Annotated in this window: 14 protein-coding genes; 7 read left to right on the forward strand and 7 right to left on the reverse strand. The window is 72.4% G+C overall.

The genetic code is table 11. The annotated features are described in order from the left end of the window. Positions 1-15: 15 nt before the first annotated feature. The 3 genes from DCE93_RS00445 to DCE93_RS00455 are packed head-to-tail and all read right to left on the reverse strand — an operon-like array spanning position 16 to position 3,751. Positions 16-1,125, reverse strand: a complete 1,110-nt coding sequence (locus DCE93_RS00445; protein WP_108594155.1) for an ABC transporter ATP-binding protein — start codon at positions 1,123-1,125, stop codon at positions 16-18. After that, positions 1,122-2,648 (reverse strand): ABC transporter permease, encoded by a 1,527-nt coding sequence (locus DCE93_RS00450; RefSeq protein WP_244284198.1) that lies wholly within the window; start codon positions 2,646-2,648, stop codon positions 1,122-1,124. The genes DCE93_RS00445 and DCE93_RS00450 overlap by 4 nt, the downstream gene beginning before the upstream one ends. 59 nt (positions 2,649-2,707) lie before the next feature. Then, positions 2,708-3,751: an iron ABC transporter substrate-binding protein gene (locus DCE93_RS00455; RefSeq protein ID WP_108594156.1), complete on the reverse strand. Its 1,044-nt coding sequence runs from the start codon at positions 3,749-3,751 to the stop codon at positions 2,708-2,710. 146 nt (positions 3,752-3,897) lie between these two features. On the opposite strand from DCE93_RS00455, the gene efeU reads away from it, so the two are divergent. The 4 genes from efeU to DCE93_RS00475 all read left to right on the forward strand — a co-directional run bounded on the left by efeU (position 3,898) and on the right by DCE93_RS00475 (position 8,204). Beyond that, entirely contained in the window at positions 3,898-4,806 is a 909-nt protein-coding gene (gene efeU, locus DCE93_RS00460) for an iron uptake transporter permease EfeU (RefSeq protein WP_108594157.1), read from the forward strand. 40 nt (positions 4,807-4,846) lie between these two features. Further along, on the forward strand, positions 4,847-6,055 hold the full coding sequence (efeO, locus tag DCE93_RS00465; protein WP_108594158.1) for an iron uptake system protein EfeO: 1,209 nt from the start codon (positions 4,847-4,849) through the stop codon (positions 6,053-6,055). Continuing rightward, entirely contained in the window at positions 6,055-7,347 is a 1,293-nt protein-coding gene (gene efeB / locus DCE93_RS00470; protein ID WP_108594159.1) for an iron uptake transporter deferrochelatase/peroxidase subunit, read from the forward strand. The genes efeO and efeB overlap by 1 nt, the downstream gene beginning before the upstream one ends. 122 nt (positions 7,348-7,469) lie before the next feature. Continuing rightward, positions 7,470-8,204: an alpha/beta fold hydrolase gene (locus tag DCE93_RS00475; RefSeq protein WP_108594160.1), complete on the forward strand. Its 735-nt coding sequence runs from the start codon at positions 7,470-7,472 to the stop codon at positions 8,202-8,204. Positions 8,205-8,231: 27 nt separating this feature from the next. On the opposite strand, the gene DCE93_RS00480 is transcribed toward DCE93_RS00475, so the two are convergent. After that, positions 8,232-8,705: a LysM peptidoglycan-binding domain-containing protein gene (locus DCE93_RS00480; RefSeq protein WP_146184898.1), complete on the reverse strand. Its 474-nt coding sequence runs from the start codon at positions 8,703-8,705 to the stop codon at positions 8,232-8,234. Positions 8,706-8,831: 126 nt separating this feature from the next. After that, the gene (gene pdxR / locus DCE93_RS00485; RefSeq protein WP_108594162.1) at positions 8,832-10,415 is read right to left on the reverse strand and encodes a MocR-like pyridoxine biosynthesis transcription factor PdxR; all 1,584 of its coding nucleotides are present in this window, start codon (positions 10,413-10,415) and stop codon (positions 8,832-8,834) included. A gap of 76 nt (positions 10,416-10,491) precedes the next feature. On the opposite strand from pdxR, the gene DCE93_RS00490 reads away from it, so the two are divergent. From DCE93_RS00490 to DCE93_RS00500, 3 genes are all read left to right on the forward strand, one after another. Then, the gene (locus DCE93_RS00490) at positions 10,492-11,190 is read left to right on the forward strand and encodes a pyridoxamine 5'-phosphate oxidase family protein (RefSeq protein WP_205647448.1); all 699 of its coding nucleotides are present in this window, start codon (positions 10,492-10,494) and stop codon (positions 11,188-11,190) included. Between the two features lie 292 nt (positions 11,191-11,482). Further along, positions 11,483-11,671: a hypothetical protein gene (locus tag DCE93_RS00495; RefSeq protein WP_108594164.1), complete on the forward strand. Its 189-nt coding sequence runs from the start codon at positions 11,483-11,485 to the stop codon at positions 11,669-11,671. Positions 11,672-11,763: 92 nt separating this feature from the next. Next, positions 11,764-14,763: a helix-turn-helix transcriptional regulator gene (locus tag DCE93_RS00500; protein ID WP_244284199.1), complete on the forward strand. Its 3,000-nt coding sequence runs from the start codon at positions 11,764-11,766 to the stop codon at positions 14,761-14,763. 24 nt (positions 14,764-14,787) lie between these two features. On the opposite strand, the gene DCE93_RS00505 is transcribed toward DCE93_RS00500, so the two are convergent. Next, positions 14,788-16,311: a leucyl aminopeptidase gene (locus tag DCE93_RS00505; RefSeq protein WP_108594165.1), complete on the reverse strand. Its 1,524-nt coding sequence runs from the start codon at positions 16,309-16,311 to the stop codon at positions 14,788-14,790. Next, positions 16,308-18,044 (reverse strand): MFS transporter, encoded by a 1,737-nt coding sequence (locus DCE93_RS00510; RefSeq protein WP_108594166.1) that lies wholly within the window; start codon positions 18,042-18,044, stop codon positions 16,308-16,310. The genes DCE93_RS00505 and DCE93_RS00510 overlap by 4 nt, the downstream gene beginning before the upstream one ends. Positions 18,045-18,093 lie beyond the last annotated feature (49 nt).

The raw sequence follows: 18,093 nt of genomic DNA on the forward strand, positions 1-18,093 counted from the left end.
GCAGCTCAGCTCAGCTCACGCCCCGACCGGGTGCGGCGCCTCGTCGCCGACGCGGTCGAGCTCGAGGGGCTCGTCGGCCGGGTAGAAGACGGCTCCGCCGTCGACGCGCACCGCGACGCGCGACCCGGGCCGCAGTCCGTTGAGCTGGTGCAGGGGCACGCGCACGTCGATGAGCACGGGGTCGGTGTCGCCCGCGAGCAGCGAGACCTCGGCGATCGGTCCCATGGGGCGCACCTCGCGCACGAGGGCGTTCAGCTCCGCGGCATCCGCGCTGGTGCTCAGGTCGATCTGCGCGGGACGCACCATCGCGAACCCCACGACCGCCCCGTTGCTGCGGTCGTGGCGCAGTGGAATGCGGCCGATCGCGCAGTCGACGCATCCGTCGCCCGGGCTCGCGGGCAGCAGCACGGCCGGGCCGAGGAAGGCGGCGATCTCGGCGGTCTCGGGGTCGTCGAACACGGCGTCGGGGGCGCCGGCCTGGGCGAGGCGGCCGTCGACCATCACGCCGATGGCGTGGCCGAACGAGAGCGCCTCGTCTTGGTCGTGCGTGACGAGCACCGCGGTGATGCCGCTGCGTTCGAGCGCGTCGATGACGGCACGGCGGGTCTGCTCGCGCAGCCCCGTGTCGAGCGCGCTGAACGGCTCGTCGAGCAGGATGATGCCGGGCCGCGGCGCGAGGGCGCGGGCGAGGGCGACACGCTGCTGCTGCCCGCCCGAGAGCTGGTGGGGATAGCGGTCGGCAAGGTCGGGGCTGAGTGCTGAGAGCTCCATGACCTCGCGCACGCGGGCGTCGCGGGTGCGGCCGCGGCCGCGCGGGAGGCCGAACGCGATGTTGCCCGCGACGGTGAGATGGGGGAACAGTGCACCGTCTTGCGCGACGTACCCGATGTCGCGCCGATGCGCAGGCACTGACGTGCCCGGCGCCGCGAGCGTGCGGTCGCCGAGCCGGATGCTGCCGGCATCGGGCTGCTCGAAGCCCGCGATGAGCCGCAGCAGCGTGCTCTTGCCACTTCCGGATGCGCCGACGATCGCCGTGCGCGACCCCTGGGGCACGGCGAGCGAGACGCCCTCGAGCACGGGGGTGCGGCCGAACGACTTCGAGACGCCGGAGACGGTGAGCATCATCGGGCGCGACCTCCTCGCGTCTGTGCGAACATGAGCGCCACGGCGGGCACCGAGAGCAGGATCAGCAGCAGCGCGTACGGCGCGGCCCCCGGGTAGTCGATGGCCGACGCGGCCGACCAGAACTGGGTCGCGAGCGTGCGGGTGCCCGTTGGAGCGAGCAGCAGCGTGGCGGTCAGTTCGTTCGCCGCGCCGAGCGCGACGAGCGCCCCGCCGGCGGCGACGGCCGGGAGCAGCAGCGGGGCGGTGACGCGCAGCCGGGCCACGATCGGCGCCGATCCGAGCGAGCGCGCCGCCTCTTCGAGCGACTCGGGCACCTGGGCGATGCCGGCCCGCAGCGAGACGAGCGCGCGCGGCAGGAAGATCACGACGTACGCGGCCATCACTGTGGCAGCGGTCTGGTAGAGCGCAGGCACGAAGCGCAGCGTCACCGTGACGAGCGCGAGCGCGACGATGATCGCCGGCAGGCTGCTCGCCACGTAGTACGGCGCCTCGAGGCTGCGACTGAGCCGCCCCGGGAACCGCGCCGACAACCACCCGACCGGCAGCGCCACGAGCAGCGCACCGACGGCCCCACCGGTCGCGAGCAGCACGGTCTGCACGATGGCGGCGGGCATCGCTTCGAAGGCCGAGGGGTCGGATGCCGCGAGCCACCGCACCACGTTCACGAGCGGCACGACCGTGGCCGCCGCGCCCAGCACGACGAGCGCGGCGATCGCGAGCGGTGTCGCTCGGCCGAGCCGCGCGGGCACGGCAGGGTGCGGACTCCCGGTGCCGACCCGCGCATACCGCGCGCGCCCGCGCGCGCCGGCCTCGATCACGAGGAGCACGAGGCAGAGGGTGGCGAGCACCACGCCGAGCGCCGCGGCGGATGACCCGGCGAACGTCGACTGGTAGGCGACCACGATCGCCGTGGTGAACGTGTCGAACCGGATGAATGCGAACGCGCCGTACTCGGCGAGCAGATGCAGGGCGACGACCAGTCCGCCGCCGAGGATGGCGAGGCGCAGCTGCGGCAGGATGACGCGGCCGAACACCGCCCACGAACTCTGTCCGAGCGACCGGGCCGACTCCTCGAGCGCCGGGTCGAGACCGCGCAGCGTGGCCAGCGCGGGGAGGTAGACGAGGGGGGAGTAGGCGAGGGTCGCGACGAGCAGCCCGCCGGCGAGCCCGTTGATCGACGGGATCGCGCTCGCCCAGCCGTAGCTGCTCACGAACGCCGGAATGGCGAGCGGCGCGACGAGCAGCACCGCGAAGAACCGACGACCGGGCAGGTCGGTGCGCTCGACGAGCCAGGCGCCGCCGACACCGAGCACGATCGTCGCCGGCACGCCCAGCACGAGCAGCAGCACGGTGTTCACGAGCAGCTCGCCGACTCGCGGACGGAAGATCAGCGGCGCGAGCTCCGCCCAGCCGATCTCGACCGCCGTGGCGACGACGTAGCCGACCGGCACGAGCATGGCGACGGCGAGCACGGCGACGAGCGCGAGGAGCGTCGCCGACGGCGTGCGACCGTCGCCGGTCACCGCCCGGCCCGCGTCGCGGGTCGGCGCCGTTCGGCTCTCAGCCGGTGTCGCCGTGAAGGTCAGAGCAGCCCCGCCTCCGTCATGAGGTCGATGACCTCGGGGCCGTTGAGCGTCGACGGGTCGACGGCCGGGGCGTCGAGGGTGTCGAGGGCGGGCAGCGGCGGCTTCGCCGGGACATCGCCGATGACCGGGTACTCGAAGCTGTAGCCCTCGCCGAGGATCGTCTGGCCCTGCACGCCGGCGAGGAAGGCGAGGAACTGCTGCGCCTCTTCCTTGTGGGCGCTCGATTTCAGCACGCCGCCGCCGGAGACGCTCACGAAGGCGCCCGGGTCCTGGTTGCCGAAGTAGTGCAGCTCGGTGTTCGCGCTGTTCTCCTCGGTGCCGTCCTGGTCGCGGTACCAGTAGTAGTGGTAGATCACGCCTCCCGGAACCTCGCCGGCGTTCACGGCCTTCATGGTCGCGATGTTGTTCTGGTAGATCGTGGCGTTGCTCTTCATGCCCGCCAGCCAGTCGGCAGCGGCATCGGCGCCCGTGAGTTCGACGATCGCCGAGACGATGGCCTGGAAGTCCGCGCCGCCGGGCGCCCCACCCCAGCGGCCCTTCCACGAGGCGTCCGCGAGGTCGAGGATCGAGGCCGGAAGCTCCGACTCGTCGAGCAGCTCGGGGTTGTAGACGAACACCGTCGAGCGCGCGGCGATGCCGGTCCACAGGCCGCTCGACGGGCGGTACTCCTCGGGCACGAGGTCGAGCGTCGCCTGGTCGACGGGCGCGAGCAGGCCGGCGTTCTCGACGAGCGAGATCGCGGGCGAGTTCTCGGTGAGGAACACGTCGGCTCGAGAGGCCTCACCCTCTTCGACGAGCTGGTTGCCGAGTTCGCTGTCGTTGCCGTGGCGCACGACCACCTCGATGCCGGTCTCCTCGGTGAAGGCCGCGACCCATTCCTCGGTGAGCTGCTCGTGCTGGGCGTTGTAGACGACGAGCGCGTCGTCGGAGGCCTCGGCCTCGGAGCCGCCGTCGACGGCGCCGCCCGCCGCGCAGCCGCTGAGCACCATCGCCGCGAGTGCGACGGGCGCGAGGGTCAGGAGGAATCGACGAGGGGTCATGAGGCTCTCTCGGAATCGCTAGCAGGAAAGGCTAGCCTAACCCGGCGCAGCCGGGATGACGTTCTGCGTCGGCCGACCGCAGTGCGACGCTCCGAAATTAGGTTAGCCTTAGCTCAATCCCACTCGTTCGCATCCAGGAGACGCGTGTGCTCGCCAACTACCTGATCGGCCTCCGCGAAGGCCTCGAAGCAGGCCTCATCGTCGGCATCCTCATCGCGTACCTCGGCAAGATCGGGCGCCGCGACCTCTTCGGCCGGCTCTGGATCGGCATCGGCATCGCGATCGCCGTCTCGCTCGGTGTCGGCGCCCTGCTCACCTGGGGTCCGTACGCGATGACCTTCCAGGCCCAAGAGGTGCTCGGCGGCGTGCTCTCGCTCGTCGCGGTCGCGCTCGTCACCTGGATGATCTTCTGGATGGGCACCCACGGTGCCGGCCTCTCGAAAGAGCTGCGCGGCCAGGTGGATGCCGCGATCGACCGCTCCTGGTTCGCGATCGTGCTGCTCGGGGCCCTCTCGGTCGGCCGCGAGGGCATCGAGACCGCCCTCTTCGTCTGGGCGAACGTCTCGGGCGGCAGCGACCCCGTGCTCGGCACGGCCGGGGCCCTGCTCGGCATCCTCACCGCCGTCGTCATCTCGTGGGGCATCTCCCGCGGGCTCGTGCGCATCAACCTCTCGGTGTTCTTCACCTGGACGGGGCTCTTCCTGATCCTCGTCGCCGCCGGGGTGCTCGTGTACGGCATCGGCGACCTGCAGGAGGCCTCCGTCATCCCCGGCTGGGGCACCCACGCGTTCAGCCTCGTCGAGCTCGTGCCACCGGGCAGCTGGTACGGCACCCTGCTCGGCGGCATCTTCAACTTCACGCCCGAGCCGACCTGGGCCCAGGTCATCGGCTGGATCGTGTACGTCGCCATCACGAGCTCGCTCTACCTCGGCATGCTGCACCGGCGGCGACGCCGGGCCCCCGCCGGCCGAGAGGCGAGCACCCCCGAGCGTCTCGAGACTCCCGCACCGGGTCTCGGCACGGCGCTGCGCGCCCGCTCCGCCGGCGCATCCTGACCCGCAGTTCCACCGCAACACCGACAACCCAGGAGTCCCCATGACCCGACGTGCCCTCGCGGCATCCGCTGCCGTGACCGCACTGGCGCTGGCCCTGACGGGCTGCGTCGCGAAAGCCGACCTCGCCTCGGCGATCGCCGTCGACATCACCGATGACGGATGCGCCGTGGCCGCCGCGACCGCGCCGGCCGGCGCCGTGACGTTCGCGCTCGCCAACAACGGCTCCGACGTGAACGAGTTCGAGATCCTCGCCGACGACCAGCTGCGCATCGTGGGGGAGAAGGAGAACGTGACGCCCGGGCAGGAGGTCGAGTTCACCGCGCAGCTCGGCCCCGGCACCTACTACACGGCGTGCAAGTTCCAGCAGGTCGGCGCCCCGATCGGGCTCGCCGAGTTCACCGTGACCGGTGAGGCCTCCGCCGTCTCGGCCGACGAGCAGGAGCTCGCCGACCAGGCCGTCACCGAGTACCTCTCTTATGTGCGGTCGCAGTCGGCCGAACTGCTGCCGCTCGTCGAGGCGTTCACCGCCGCCTACGCCGCCGGCGACGACGACGAGACCGCACGGTCGCTGTTCGCCGCGACCCGCGTGCCGTACGAGCGCATCGAGCCGACCGCCGAGGCGTTCGGCGACCTCGACCCGAAGATCGACTTCCGCGAGGTCGACGCCGTCGCCGACGGCCTCGAGTGGACCGGGTTCCACCGCATCGAGAAGGACCTCTGGCCGCCGGCCGCCGGTGACCTCAACTCCGACGGGCAGGACGCCCTGAAGGACTGGGCGCCGTCGACGCCCGACGAGCGCCAGGTGTACGCCGACGGTCTCGTCGCGGATGTCGCCGAGCTGCACGAGCTCGTGACCGCAGACGACTTCACGGTGTCGCTCGCCGACATCTCCAACGGCGCGATCGCCCTGCTCGACGAGGTCGCCGCGGGCAAGATCACCGGTGAAGAGGACTGGTGGTCGGGCACCGACCTCTCGGACTTCGCCGCGAACGTGCAGGGCGCGGGCGTCGCATTCGGCGCGGTGCGCGCGCTCGCCGAGTCGAAGGGCGACGAGGGCACGGCGCTCGCGACCGAGATCGACGAGCAGTTCACGGCGCTCGAGGACGCGCTCAGCGAGTACGGCTCGCTGGAGTCGGGCTTCGTCGACTACGCGACCCTGACCGACGCCGACAAGAAGGCGCTCAGCGACCAGGTCAACGCGCTCGCCGAGCCGCTCTCGAAGCTCACCGCGACGGTGCTCGGGGTCTGATGAGCGCCGATCGTTCCAGCGGCGGCGGCGTGAGCCGTCGGCAGCTGTTCGGTGTCCTCGGCGCGGGCGCGGCCGGGGCGGTCGTCGGTGCCGCCGGCGGGGCAGGGGTCGCGCTCGCCGCGACCGGCGGTGGCACGACGGACGCCTCGGGCGCCGCGGCATCCGTCTACCCGTACTTCGGGGCGCACCAGGCCGGCATCGTGACCCCCGCTCAAGACCGCCTGCACTTCGCCGCCTTCGACGTCGCCGACGCGCTCGACCGCGAAGGCCTCATCGGGCTGCTCACCGAGTGGACGGATGCCGCGGCGCGCCTCAGCCAGGGCCTCGAGGTCGCCGAGGGCGGGGCGGTCGGCGGCTCCGACTACTCGCCGCCGACCGACACGGGCGAGGCGCTCGGCCTGCCCGCGAGCGGGTTGACGATCACCTTCGGGTTCGGGCCGGGCCTCTTCACCGATGAGTCGGGCGCCGATCGCTTCGGCCTCTCGGCACGCAGGCCCGCGATGCTCGAACCGCTGCCGCGGTTCCAGGGCGACGCGCTCGTGCCCGAGATGTCGGGCGGCGACCTCTGCATCCAGGCGTGCGCCGACGATCCGCAGGTCGCGGTGCACGCGATCCGCAACCTCAGCCGCATCGCGTTCGGCCGGGCGAGCCTGCGCTGGTCGCAGCTCGGATTCGGCCGCACCTCGTCGACGTCGACGACGCAGGCGACACCGCGCAACCTCTTCGGCTTCAAAGACGGCACCGCGAACGTCAAGGCCGAGGAGACGGCGATCGTCGACGATCACGTGTGGGTGCACGCGTCCGACGAGCCGGCGTGGCTCGCGGGCGGCTCCTACCTCGTGGCCCGCCGCATCCGCATGATCATCGAGAACTGGGATCGCGTGCAGCTCGGCGAGCAGGAGATGCTCGTCGGCCGCTCGAAGGGCGAGGGGGCACCGCTCTCGGGCGGCACCGAGTTCACCGAACCCGACTTCGACAAGACCGGGGCGACCGACGCGCCGCTCATCGACGCCGACGCGCACGTGCGACTCGCGCATCCCACGAGCAACGGCGGTGCACGGATGCTGCGGAGGGGATACAACTTCGTCGACGGCAACGACTCGCTCGGCCGGCTCGACGCCGGGCTCTTCTTCCTCTCGTTCCAGCGCTCGCCGCAGCAGTTCATCGACGTGCAGACGAGCCTCGCGCGAGACGGCCTGAACGAGTACCTGAAGCACGTCGGCTCCGCGATCTTCGCGGTGCCGGGCGGGGTGGCCGAGGGCGAATTCGTGGGGCAGGCGCTCTTCGCCTGAGCACCGTGGCCCGCGACGGTACCGGGAAGCGCCGGGCTTCGCTATCGTCGGAGCGGTCGGAGAACCGGTGCACGTCGCCGCACTCGACACCGACCGTCGTGGCAGAGAGAGGGCCGGCCCCCATGGACATCATCCTCGTTCCCGGAATGTGGCTCGACGCGTCCTCCTGGCACGACGTCGTTCCCGTGCTCGAAGCGGCCGGCCACCGCGCGCACCCGGTCACGCTGCCGGGCATGGAGTCGCGTGAGGCGGACCGCTCGAAGGTCGCCCTCGGCGATCACGTGAACGCCGTCGTCGAACGCATCGACGCGGCATCCGCGCCGGTCGTGCTCGTCGGCCACTCGGCCGGCGCCGACCTCGTCTGGGCTGCGGTCGATGCACGCCCCGACCGGGTGGCGCGGGCGATCCTCGTCGGGGGAATCCCGTCGGCCGCCGGTGCGGCGCTCGTGAGCGGCTACGACGCCGTCGACGGCGCGATCCCGCTGCCCGAGTGGTCGGCGTTCGACGACGCCGACCTCGCAGGCCTCGATGACGCGATGCGCGCCCGGTTCCGTGAGCGCGCCATCCCCTCGCCCGCGCAGGTGCTCGCCGGTCCGCAGCGCTACACCGACGAGCGCCGCCGCGACGTGCCCGTCACGGCAGTGAGCACCGAGTACTCGAGCGACGAGCTGCGCGGGTGGATGGTCGAGTACGCCGACGCCATGCGGGAGTTCACGTCGATCCGCGACGTCACGCTCGTCGATCTGCCGACCGGCCACTGGCCGCAGTTCTCCCGGCCGGTCGAGCTGGCCGAGCTCATCCTCGGTCAGCCGCCGCTCGCTGCGGGCGACTCGGGCGCCGCGGCATCCCGCCGCTGAGACGGTCGCGGCAACGCGGCCGCCCGTTCACCCCGTCTTGGTCCAGTCGAGGTTGACGACATCGCCGATGTAGACGTTCTCGCCGTAGTCGTGCACCTGCGGGTTCATGCGCAGCAACTGCTGCTGCGGCAGGTCGAACCGCTGGGCGATGTCGAAGAAGCTGTCGCCCGAGACGACGGTGTAGCTGATCGGCATGCCGCCGCCGTCGAGCACGGGGGAGCCGTTGGCCCCGTCGCGTGCGCCGAGGTCGTAGGCGGGCCCCGGCTCGTAGACGGGGGCCGGGGCGTTCGGCACGGGGTCGGGTGCCGGCGCCGGGGCGGGCTCGGGCGCCGCGGTCGGCGTCGGCGTGGGAGTCGGCTTCGGGGTCGCGGTGACGGTCGCGACGATCGTGACCGGAGGCGGGGCGGGGGCGCCGACGCACCCGCTCAGCACCAGCACGGCCGAGGCCGCGAGCACTCCGATGGCGATCGACGCCGCTCTCTCGCCAACCGCTCGCCGCACCGGGCCTCCAACCGTAGGGTGGCGCACCGCCCTCGGCGCGCCGGTCGGTTCACCCTACCGGGTCGTTCGACGGTTTCGACAGGTCGCGAATCGTCGCGTTCGCGCGGCGAGGAGCGCGTCGACCGGTCATCTCAGCCGATCGAGGATCGCCGCGCGAATGCGCGCGAGCCCCTCGACGAGCTGGGTGTCGCTCGGCGCGGCGTAGCCGAAGACGATGCCCGACCGCTCCTCGCCGGGCACCGCCGAGTAGTCGGAGAGCGGGGCCACGCCGATGCCCTCGGAACCGAGCCGGGCCACGACGGCAGCGGATGCCGCGGCATCACGCATCTCTACGACGGCGTGCAGTCCGCCGTCGAGGCCCGAGAGCGGCGCTCCGCGCAACCCGTCGAGCGCGGTCAGCACGAGGCGGCGCCGATGAGCGTACTCGCGGCGAGAGACGGCGATGTGCCGGCGCACGGCGCCGCTCGCGAGGAGGGCGGCGACCGCCTCCTGCGCGATGCCGGGCACGGGGCAGGTCTCGTCGGCACGGGTGCCGGCGATCGCTTCGCGCAGCGCCGGGTTCGCGCCGGCGGGCGGCAGCACGAGGTAGCCGAGCCGGAGCCAGGGGGTCAGCACCTTCGAGAAGCTGCCGACGAGCACGACCCGGCCGGCGTCGTCTCGCGAGGCGAGCGAGGCGAGCGCGGGCAGTGGCGGGCCGAGGTGGCGGAACTCGCTGTCGTAGTCGTCTTCGATCACGAGTGCGCCCGCGGCGCGCGCCCACGCGAGCAGTTCGAGTCGCGTCGCGACCGGCAGGCGCCCGCCGAGCGGGTACTGATGGCTCGGCGTCACCATGACCGCGTCGGGTGCTCGAGGCATCCGTCGCAGGGCGTCGACGACCAGCCCGTCGGCGTCGACCTCGACGGGAGCGGTGTCCGCGCCACGGCGTTCGAGGGTGCGTCGGGCGGAGGGATAGCCGGGGTGCTCGACCGCGACGACGGGCGGGCGGGCGGCGATCGTGGCGACCGCGAAGGCGGCGAGCCCGACCGCTTCGCTCGTGCCGGCGGTGACGACGATGTCGTCGGGCGAGCACGAGACGCCCCGCGCGAGCCGCAGGTGGTCGGCGATCTCCGAGCGCAGGCGCGGCACGCCGAACATGGGCGGGGCGTCGGCGGGGATGTCGAGGGCGGCGGCGTGCCGCCAGGCCGAGCGCCACGCGCGGGTGTCGATGCGCGAGGTCGAGGGCCGGCCCGGCAGCAGGTTGATGCGCGGCTCGTCGGGCGATGCGGGCGCTGCGGGCGACGCGGGCGCTCCCTGCACGGCTAGGGCAGCGAGCGATGCGGGCGCGGTGCGCGATGCGGGTGCGGCGGGGGTTGCCGACGCTGCCGGCGTCGAGGCCGCTGACGAACCGGATGCCGCGACCGCCGGCTCGCCGTCGTGCGCCGCCTCCCGGTGCCGGGCCTGCGCGGCGACCGACGTGGTCGCTCCCAGTTCGGCCACCCGGGTCGCCGCCCCCTGCCGCATCTCGAGGTAGCCCTCGCCGGCGAGCTGTTCGTACGCCGTCACGACGGCGCTGCGCGAGACGCCGAGCTCGCTCGCGAGTGCGCGCGTCGAGGGAACGGGGTCGCCGGGGCGGAGGGCGCCGCCGAGGATGCCGCGGCGCAGTCCTTCGACGAGCTGAACGCCGAGTGGCGTGCCGGCCTTCCGATCGATGGCGAGGATCGGTCCGTCCATGCTTCCCTTACTGGACTGGTCGAGTCTGCGGCAACTGGACTGCAAGTTGAACCAGTGTAACGCCGAGACTCGAATTGTGACCACGATCGAACCCGCCACTCCAGTCGCCTCCCGCGAGCCCCGCCGCATCCACCGCCTGTCGGAGCGTCAGACGACCGACCCCGATGCGCTCTACGAACTGCTCGACACCGAACTCGTCGGCCACCTCACGGCCGTCGTCGACGGCGTGCCGCTCGTCGTGCCCATGGGCTACGCCCGCGACGGCGATCACCTGCTCGTGCACGGCTCGAGCGGCGGCGGGTTCGCGTTGCGCGCGGCATCCGATCGCCAGACGGTGGCCTTCGCGGTGACCGCCCTCGACGGGCTCGTCTTCGCCCGCTCGCTCTTCGACAGCTCGATGAACTACCGCAGCGCCGTGGCCTACGGCGTGCTCGAACCGGTCGAGGGCGAGCGAGCGGATGCCGCGCTCGTCGCGTTGGCGGAACGGCTGATGCCGGGTCGCAGTGCCGAGGTGCGCGCGATGACCCGCAAGGAGATCGCCGCCACCCGGGTTTTGCGGCTGCGCCTCGACGACGTCGTCATGAAGACGCGGGCGGCCGGGGCATCCGAGGCGCCCGACGACGGCGAGGATCATTCCGTCTGGGCCGGCGTCGTGCCGCTCGGCAGGGTGTGGGGCACGCCCGAGCCCTCGGTGCTGACCCCGACGGGCACCCCGACACCCGATTCGGTGGTCGCCCTGACGAACCCGCCCGCCGAAACCGGCAAGCTTCCATGAGGTTTCGTCAGATTCCGTAGGACTCACACAGAAGGGAGGTGCGCGATGTTCGCGACCCTGTTCCTGCTCTCGCTCGCACTGATCGCCGTCGTGGCGGTCTCCGCCGCGGTCGTGCAGTTCGGCCGAGACGGCTACCGCCGTACCCCGACGCTCGCCCGCTGAGCACCCGCCCTAGGTCGCCGCAGGCCTCTCGCCGCGGGAAATAGGGCGATCACCCGATGAGCCTCAGGTGCCTCAGAGCGCACGCTGGAGGCATCCGGTCGACAGGATCGGAGACACCCCAGGAGGAATCATGCAGTTCTCGGCAGACTTCGTGGCATTGCACTCGCACCAGTCCGACGTGCAGCTCGCCGAGCGGGAGATCAGCCGGCAGCGCAGCGCCGACGAGAACGGCTCCGGCGATGCGGTCGCGTCGCCGGAGCCGGTCCGGCGCCACCGTCAGCACCGCGCGCACCGCGCTCTTCGACTCGCCCTGCGCTGACCGCGGCGGTGGCCGCAACGGTGATTCAGCCGAGCGCGATCACGGATGCCGCGACAGCCGCCGATGTCGGCGGTACGTGGCACGATGAGATCGTGACCACGTCAGCGGCGGCCATGGTCGGTCGCGACGCCGACCTCTCGAGACTCAACGAGCGACTCGACGAGGTGCGTGCCGGTGCGCCGTTCACGGTCGTCATCGGCGGCGAGGCGGGCATCGGCAAGACCCGGCTCATTCGCGAGTTCCAGCTCGGCCTGCCGTCCGACGTGCGCCTGCTCGCGGGGCAGTGCGTCGACCTCGGCAGTGTGGCTGCGCCGTACGCGCCAGTGAAGGCGGCGCTCCGCACGCTCGTCGCCGAGGTCGGGCCCGAGCGCGTGCTCGAAGCGGCGGGCCCCGGTCGCTCGGCGCTCGCCGCACTGCTTCCCGAACTCGCGGCCGCCGAGACCGCGATCACGGCGATGGCAGCCCCTGCCGGGGGCGGTGCGGCCACCGGCCAGCTGCACGAGGGCATCGCGGTGCTGCTCGAGACGTTCTCGCGTGAGCGGCCCATCGTCTTCGCCATCGAAGACCTGCACTGGGTCGACGCCGCGACGCTCGCACTGCTCCGCTTCCTCATGCGCGCGCTCGGCTCGAGTCGGGTGCTCACGGTGCTCACCTATCGCAGCGAAGACGTCACCCGGGGGCATCCGCTTCGCCCCTTCCTCTCCGAGGCCGAGCGCGACCGCTGGGTCGAGCGCCTCGATCTCTCGAGGCTCACCCGCGCGCAGGTGCGAAAGCTCACGAGGTCGCTCATCGGCGAGGCACCCACCGACAAGGTCATCGACACGGTCTTCAGCCGCAGCGACGGCGTTCCGTTCTTCGTCGAAGAACTCGTCGGGCTCGACGGCTGCCGTGACGAGAGCGGGTTGCCCGACACGCTCCGCGAACTTCTGCTCGCGCGGTACGAGCGACTCTCCGAGGGTGCGCAAGCACTGCTGCGCGTCGTCAGCGTCGGCGGTGTGCGCATCTCGCACGCACTGCTCGAGGCGGTCTTCGACGGCACTGCCGGTGAACTCGATCTCGCCGCGCGCGAGAGCGTGCTGGCCGGGGTGCTCACGATCGACGGCGACGACTACACGTTCCGGCACGCGCTCGTGCGCGAGGCGATCCTCGCCGACCTCCTGCCCGGTGAGCGGGCCCGCTTCCACGCGAGATACGCCGAGGCCTACGAGACCGCCGCCGCGGCCGGCACCCGCCGCCTCGCGGCCGAGATCTCCTTCCACTGGCTCGGGGCGCACGACGCGGCTCGCGCCTTCCCCGCCGCGATCCAGGCGATGCGCGAGGCGCGCGCCGCCGCCGCGTTCGCGACCGCCGCGCAGCTCGGGGAGCGCGCGCTCGGCCTCTGGGACGTGGTGCCCGACCCGGTAGGGGCCGCCGGCATGGTCAAGCTCGAGCTCATGGGCCGCACCGCCTCGCACCTGCGCAACGCCGGCGAGGGCGAGCGAAGCCTCGCGCTCGTGAAGGCCGCCCTCGCCGAGTGCCCGCGCGACGACCCGCAATACCCGCGGCTCCTGCGCGACAAGGCGGTGTACCTCGCCAACGTGGGGCGCCCGGGGTCGATCCCGGTGCTCGAAGACGCCCTCGAGGCGCTCGGCGAGCACGGGTCGAGCGAGCTCCGCATGACCGTGCTCACCGTGCTCGCCGGCAGGTTCATGATCGAGGGCCGGCTCGACGAGGCCGTCGACACCGCAGAGCGGGCGCTCGCCGCCGCGCTCGAGATCGATTCGCCGCGGTACGCCTCGATCGCCACCAACGTCGCCGCCGTCAGCCGCGCGAGCCGCGGCGAGGTCGAGGCCGGGCTCCGCGGTCTCGAACGGGCGCGTGAACTGGCCGAGGGCGACGGCTCCGCCCTGCTGCGCTACTGGGTGAACGCCTCCGACCTCCAGTTCCTCGTCGGCAATCACCACGAGGCGGTGCGCCTGGCCGAAGCGGGGCTCGAGCAGGCGCGTGCCCAGGGCGTCGAGCGCAGCTCCGGCGTGATCCTCGCGTCGAACGCCGTCGACCCGCTCTTCGCACTCGGCGAGTGGGACCGGGCCGCCGCGCTCATCGAACGCGCGCTCGCGCTCGACCCACCGGGGCCGTTCGGCGTCTACCTCCAGCGCGCCCGCATCTGGGCCATCCTCTGGCTCGGCGAACCGGTTCGGGCCGCCGAAGAGCTGCGCGGCGTGCGCTCCGTGATGACCGAGATCATGAAGGTCGAGACGCAGACGCGGCTGAGCGTGAGCCGCGTCACCGCCGAGATCGCACTCGCGAACGGCGACATCGCCGAGGCGTGGCGAGAGGCGAAGCGGGTGCTCGATCGCGGCGACGTGCCGCTGCCCGGCTACGGCCTGCCCCTGATCTGGGTGGCGGCACGGGTCATCGGCGCCGCCCGCGCAGGTGCCGTCGAGCGTGCGGGCGGGTTGCCCGATGTTCTCACGGCCGAGATCAGCGCCGCCGAGCCCGAGCTGCGCGCGGCGCTCGATCGCATGCACGGGTGGCCGACGCACGCGCTCTGGGCGGCGTTCTTCGACGCCGAGCTCGCCGAGGCGCCCGGCAGCACCGCCGGTTCGGATGCCGCGGCGTGGCAGGCGGCAGCCAAGGAGGCAGCCGCTCCCACCGCACCGGGCTACCTCGCACCGTACGCGCTGCTTCGCCAGGGCGAGGCCGAACTCGCCTGCGGCGATCGCGCCAGCGCCAAGGTGACGTTGCAGAGCGCCCTCGACCTGGCGCTGAGCGGCGGGGTCGGTGCGGTGCGCGATCGCGTCTCGCGGGTGGCCACCGCGGCCGGGCTCGCGCTCGAGGGCGGCATGGGCGCCGGCCGGGCGAAGACGGCGGGCGGCGGCGCTCCGGGCATCGCGGGCGCCGCGGCATCCGACGATCTCGCCACCGCCGAGCTCACCGCCCGTGAACGCCAGGTGCTCGAACTCATCGCCGAGGGGCTCAGCAATCGTCAGATCGGCGAGCGGCTCTTCATCAGCGGCAAGACGGCGAGCGTGCACGTCTCGGCGATCCTGCGCAAGCTCGGCGCGGCGACCCGCACCGAGGCCGCCTACCGCGCGGGCGTGCTGCGCTGACGTTCGCTCGGGGGTGCCGGGCGTTCAGCGCGCCGGCTGGAAGCCCCGGGCGACATCGATCAGGATGCGCGTGCCGAAGCCCGTCGCGCCCTTGGAGCGCCACGAGTCGTCGGCTTCCGTCTGCATCGTGCCGGCGATGTCGAGGTGGGCCCACGGGGTGGCGCCGACGAAGTGATCGAGGAAGAGCGCCGCCGTCGTGGCACCGGCGAACGGGCCGCCGAGGTTCGCGATGTCCGCGACCTCCGAGTCGAGCTGCTTGCGATACCGGCGCTCGAGCGGCAGCCGCCAGACCTGCTCGTCACTCGTCGCCGCGGCGCGTTCGACGGTCGCGAGCATCGTCTCGTCGTTGCCGAGCAGCGCCGCGATCGAGGGGCCGAGCGCCATGAGCGCGGCACCGGTGAGCGTCGCGATGTCGACGATCGCGTCGACTCCGTCTTCGTTCGCGAGGGCGATGGCGTCCATCATCACGAGCCGGCCCTCGGCGTCGGTGTTCTTCACCTCGACGGTCGTGCCGCCCCGCGCGGTGAGCACGTCGCCGAGCTGGTAGGCCGAGCCCGACGGCATGTTGTCGGTGCACATGAGCCAGCCGCTCACGGTCGCGGTGGCGCCGAGCGCGCGCAGGGCGGTGAAGGCGCCGAGCACGGATGCCGCGCCGCCCATGTCCATCTTCATGAGCAGGTGCATCGGGTCGGACGGCTTCAGGCTGATGCCGCCCGAGTCGTAGGTGATTCCCTTGCCGACGAGGCCGAGGTGCCCGGTCGACGTTCCCGGCGGGGTGTAGCGCAGCTTCACCATGCGCGGTTCCTCGGTCGAGCCGCGGTTCACGCCGAGCAGTCCTCCGCAGCCCAGCTCGATCAGCTGCTGCTTGTCGAAGACCTCGACGTCGAAGCCGAAGCGTGCGCCGAGCGCGACGGCGACCTCGGCCAGGTCGACCGCCGTGAGATGACCGGGAGGGGTGTTCGCGAGGTCCCTGGCGATGTTCGCCGCGCGCGAGGTGATGAGGCCCGCTTCGATGCCCGCCCTGAACTCCGCGGTGGCCGCGCGCGCCGGCTCGATGTCGCCGATGCGCACCGCGAGCCGCTCGAGCGGGGCATCGGGCCGCTTCGACGCGAGGCCGCTGTAGCGGTATCGGGCGAGCGCCGCCCCCTCGGCGATGGCCTGGCCGGCCGCCGCGGGGTCGAGCTCGCCGAGCGACGGGATCTCGAAGCCGAGTCGCCCCGTCTTCGAGGTCGCGCGCACGAACGCGGCAGTGGCATCGCGCAGGCCGTTCACCGTCAGCCCGGCAGCTGCGCCGCCGCCGACGAGCACGGTCGGCTCGTCGCCGGGGATGAGCAGGGTCTGGCCGGGCTCGGCCTCGAAACCGGCCCGCTGCCAGGCCGACGGTGAGAGGCCCGCGATCGGCGCCGCGTCGGCGACCGGCGTGAAGACGAGCACGCCGGTCGTCTCGACGCCGCCGAGCGCGTCGTCGAGCACGACCACGGGCGAGTCGGCGAGCGACGGGGTGGCGGTGAAGCCGTCGGGGATGAGCTTGCTCGGGCTGCGGGTCATGCGCGTGCTTCCGTTCCATCGGCGAGGCCGCCACCGGCGAGGCCTCGATCGGCGAGGTCTCGATCGGCGAGGTCGAGTGGGTCGTCGTGCTCGACCGGGTCGATGGGGTCGTCATCGTCGGGTTCGAGCTTCTCGGGCAGCTCGTCGCGCCGTCGCCCCGGCATGCGCGTCGCGGGCACGATCGCGAGCAACGACAGTGCGGCGAGGCCGAGCAGCGAGACCTTCAGCGCCTGCAACCGTGCTTCGGCGTTGACCGCGATGGCCGCGTCGAGCTCGGGGCCGGTGGCGCGTGACGCGAGCAGCGCGGCGAGCTGCTCGTTCGTGAGGAAGTCGGCTTCGTTGAGGTTCACCTGCGCGATGAGCTCATCGGAGATCTCGGGGTGATCTTCAGCCCCGCTCAGCAGCATCGTCGAGAGCATGCCGACCGCGAACGCGGTCGCGACGGCGATGCCGACACTGCCCGAGAGGTTGTGCACGAGCCCGCGCCAGGCGCCGACGTCGCCGGCGAGCTGCTTCGGCGCGGCGGAGAGCAGGGTGTTGAACACCAGGGCGACGATCGCCCCCTGGCCGAGGCCGAGCAGGATGAGACCCGCGACGACGAAGCCCTGGCTCCACTCGCCGCGCACCGTGAAGGCGAGCAGGGTGAGGGCGGCGGCGACGACCACGAACCCGGTGCTCGCGATCACCCGTGGCGCGAACCGGCCGTAGAGCGAGGCGACGAAGGTCGACGCGAGGAAGATCGACAGCGTGTAGGGGATGATCGAGAACGACGTCTCGATGCTCGACCGGCCCTGCACGACCTGGATGTAGAGCGGGATCAGGAAGTTCGCGGCGGTGCCGACGAAGAGCATGATGGCCATGCAGGCGGTGATCGCCCGCTCGGAGCCGGTGGCGAGCACCCGCAGGTCGAAGATGCGCGGCTTGCCCTCGCGCCCGCGGCGGCGCAGCCACGAGAAGAACACCTGGCCGACGACGAGTCCGGCGATGACGAGCAGCGGCGCGGGCGAGATGCCCAGGATGTCGAACGGCGCCTGGTCGGTGGCGAGCCAGACGCCCCACGTCGAGAGACCCGAGAACCCGAAGCTCAGCAGGATCACCGCGACGGCTGCGAGCACGGCGCCCGTCCAGTCGATCGAGAGGCCGGGCTGCGCTGGCACGCGCTTCAGCCGGAAGCTCAGCAGCAGGTTGATCACGGCGAGGCCGACCATGAGCGCGAACGACCAGCGCCAGCCGATCGTGGTCGCGAACCAGCCGGCGAGGATGAGCGCGAGCACTCCGGCAGCGGGGATCGCCGCGGCGAGCAGGCCGATCGCCCGGCCCTGCTGGGGGCCGTGATAGTTCGTGGCGATGAAGACCGTCAGTGCCGGTGCGATCAGGGCGATGACGGCACCCGACGAGGCCTGGGCGATGAAGAGCATGGCCGGTGAGACGCTGAGCGCGACGGCGAGCATCGCGACGCCGTGGATCGCGACGGCGATCTGGAAGACCCCGCGGCTGCCGAAGCGGGAACCCACCTTCGCGCCGAGCAGGATGAACGCGGCCATCGCGAAGGTGCCCGCGGTGATCGCGGTGCCGACCGAGCTCGCGGGGGTGTCGAGGTCGGTCGTGATGCCGGACATCGACACCGTCAGGGCGTTCACCGCGAACGACGCCTGGATCTGCGTCAGCACCACCACGGCCAGCGGCAGCCATGACGTTCGCACTCCGGTTGCCGCGACATCCGTTGCCGTCATCAACGCCCCCTGCCGATGTTCGACGCGCGACTCGCTCGTCTGTCTGGCT

The organism is Agromyces badenianii, assembly GCF_003070885.1.
In the GTDB taxonomy this organism is placed as follows: domain Bacteria; phylum Actinomycetota; class Actinomycetes; order Actinomycetales; family Microbacteriaceae; genus Agromyces; species Agromyces badenianii.

Coding starts and splice junctions, on each gene's coding strand:
- pdxR (WP_108594162.1), bottom strand. CDS start 10,415: ATGGACGGACCGATCCTCGCCATCGATCGGAAGGCCGGCACGCCACTC.
- DCE93_RS00475 (WP_108594160.1), top strand. CDS start 7,470: ATGGACATCATCCTCGTTCCCGGAATGTGGCTCGACGCGTCCTCCTGG.
- DCE93_RS00505 (WP_108594165.1), bottom strand. CDS start 16,311: ATGACCCGCAGCCCGAGCAAGCTCATCCCCGACGGCTTCACCGCCACC.
- DCE93_RS00445 (WP_108594155.1), bottom strand. CDS start 1,125: ATGATGCTCACCGTCTCCGGCGTCTCGAAGTCGTTCGGCCGCACCCCC.
- DCE93_RS00455 (WP_108594156.1), bottom strand. CDS start 3,751: ATGACCCCTCGTCGATTCCTCCTGACCCTCGCGCCCGTCGCACTCGCG.
- efeB (WP_108594159.1), top strand. CDS start 6,055: ATGAGCGCCGATCGTTCCAGCGGCGGCGGCGTGAGCCGTCGGCAGCTG.
- DCE93_RS00495 (WP_108594164.1), top strand. CDS start 11,483: ATGCAGTTCTCGGCAGACTTCGTGGCATTGCACTCGCACCAGTCCGAC.
- efeO (WP_108594158.1), top strand. CDS start 4,847: ATGACCCGACGTGCCCTCGCGGCATCCGCTGCCGTGACCGCACTGGCG.
- DCE93_RS00510 (WP_108594166.1), bottom strand. CDS start 18,044: ATGACGGCAACGGATGTCGCGGCAACCGGAGTGCGAACGTCATGGCTG.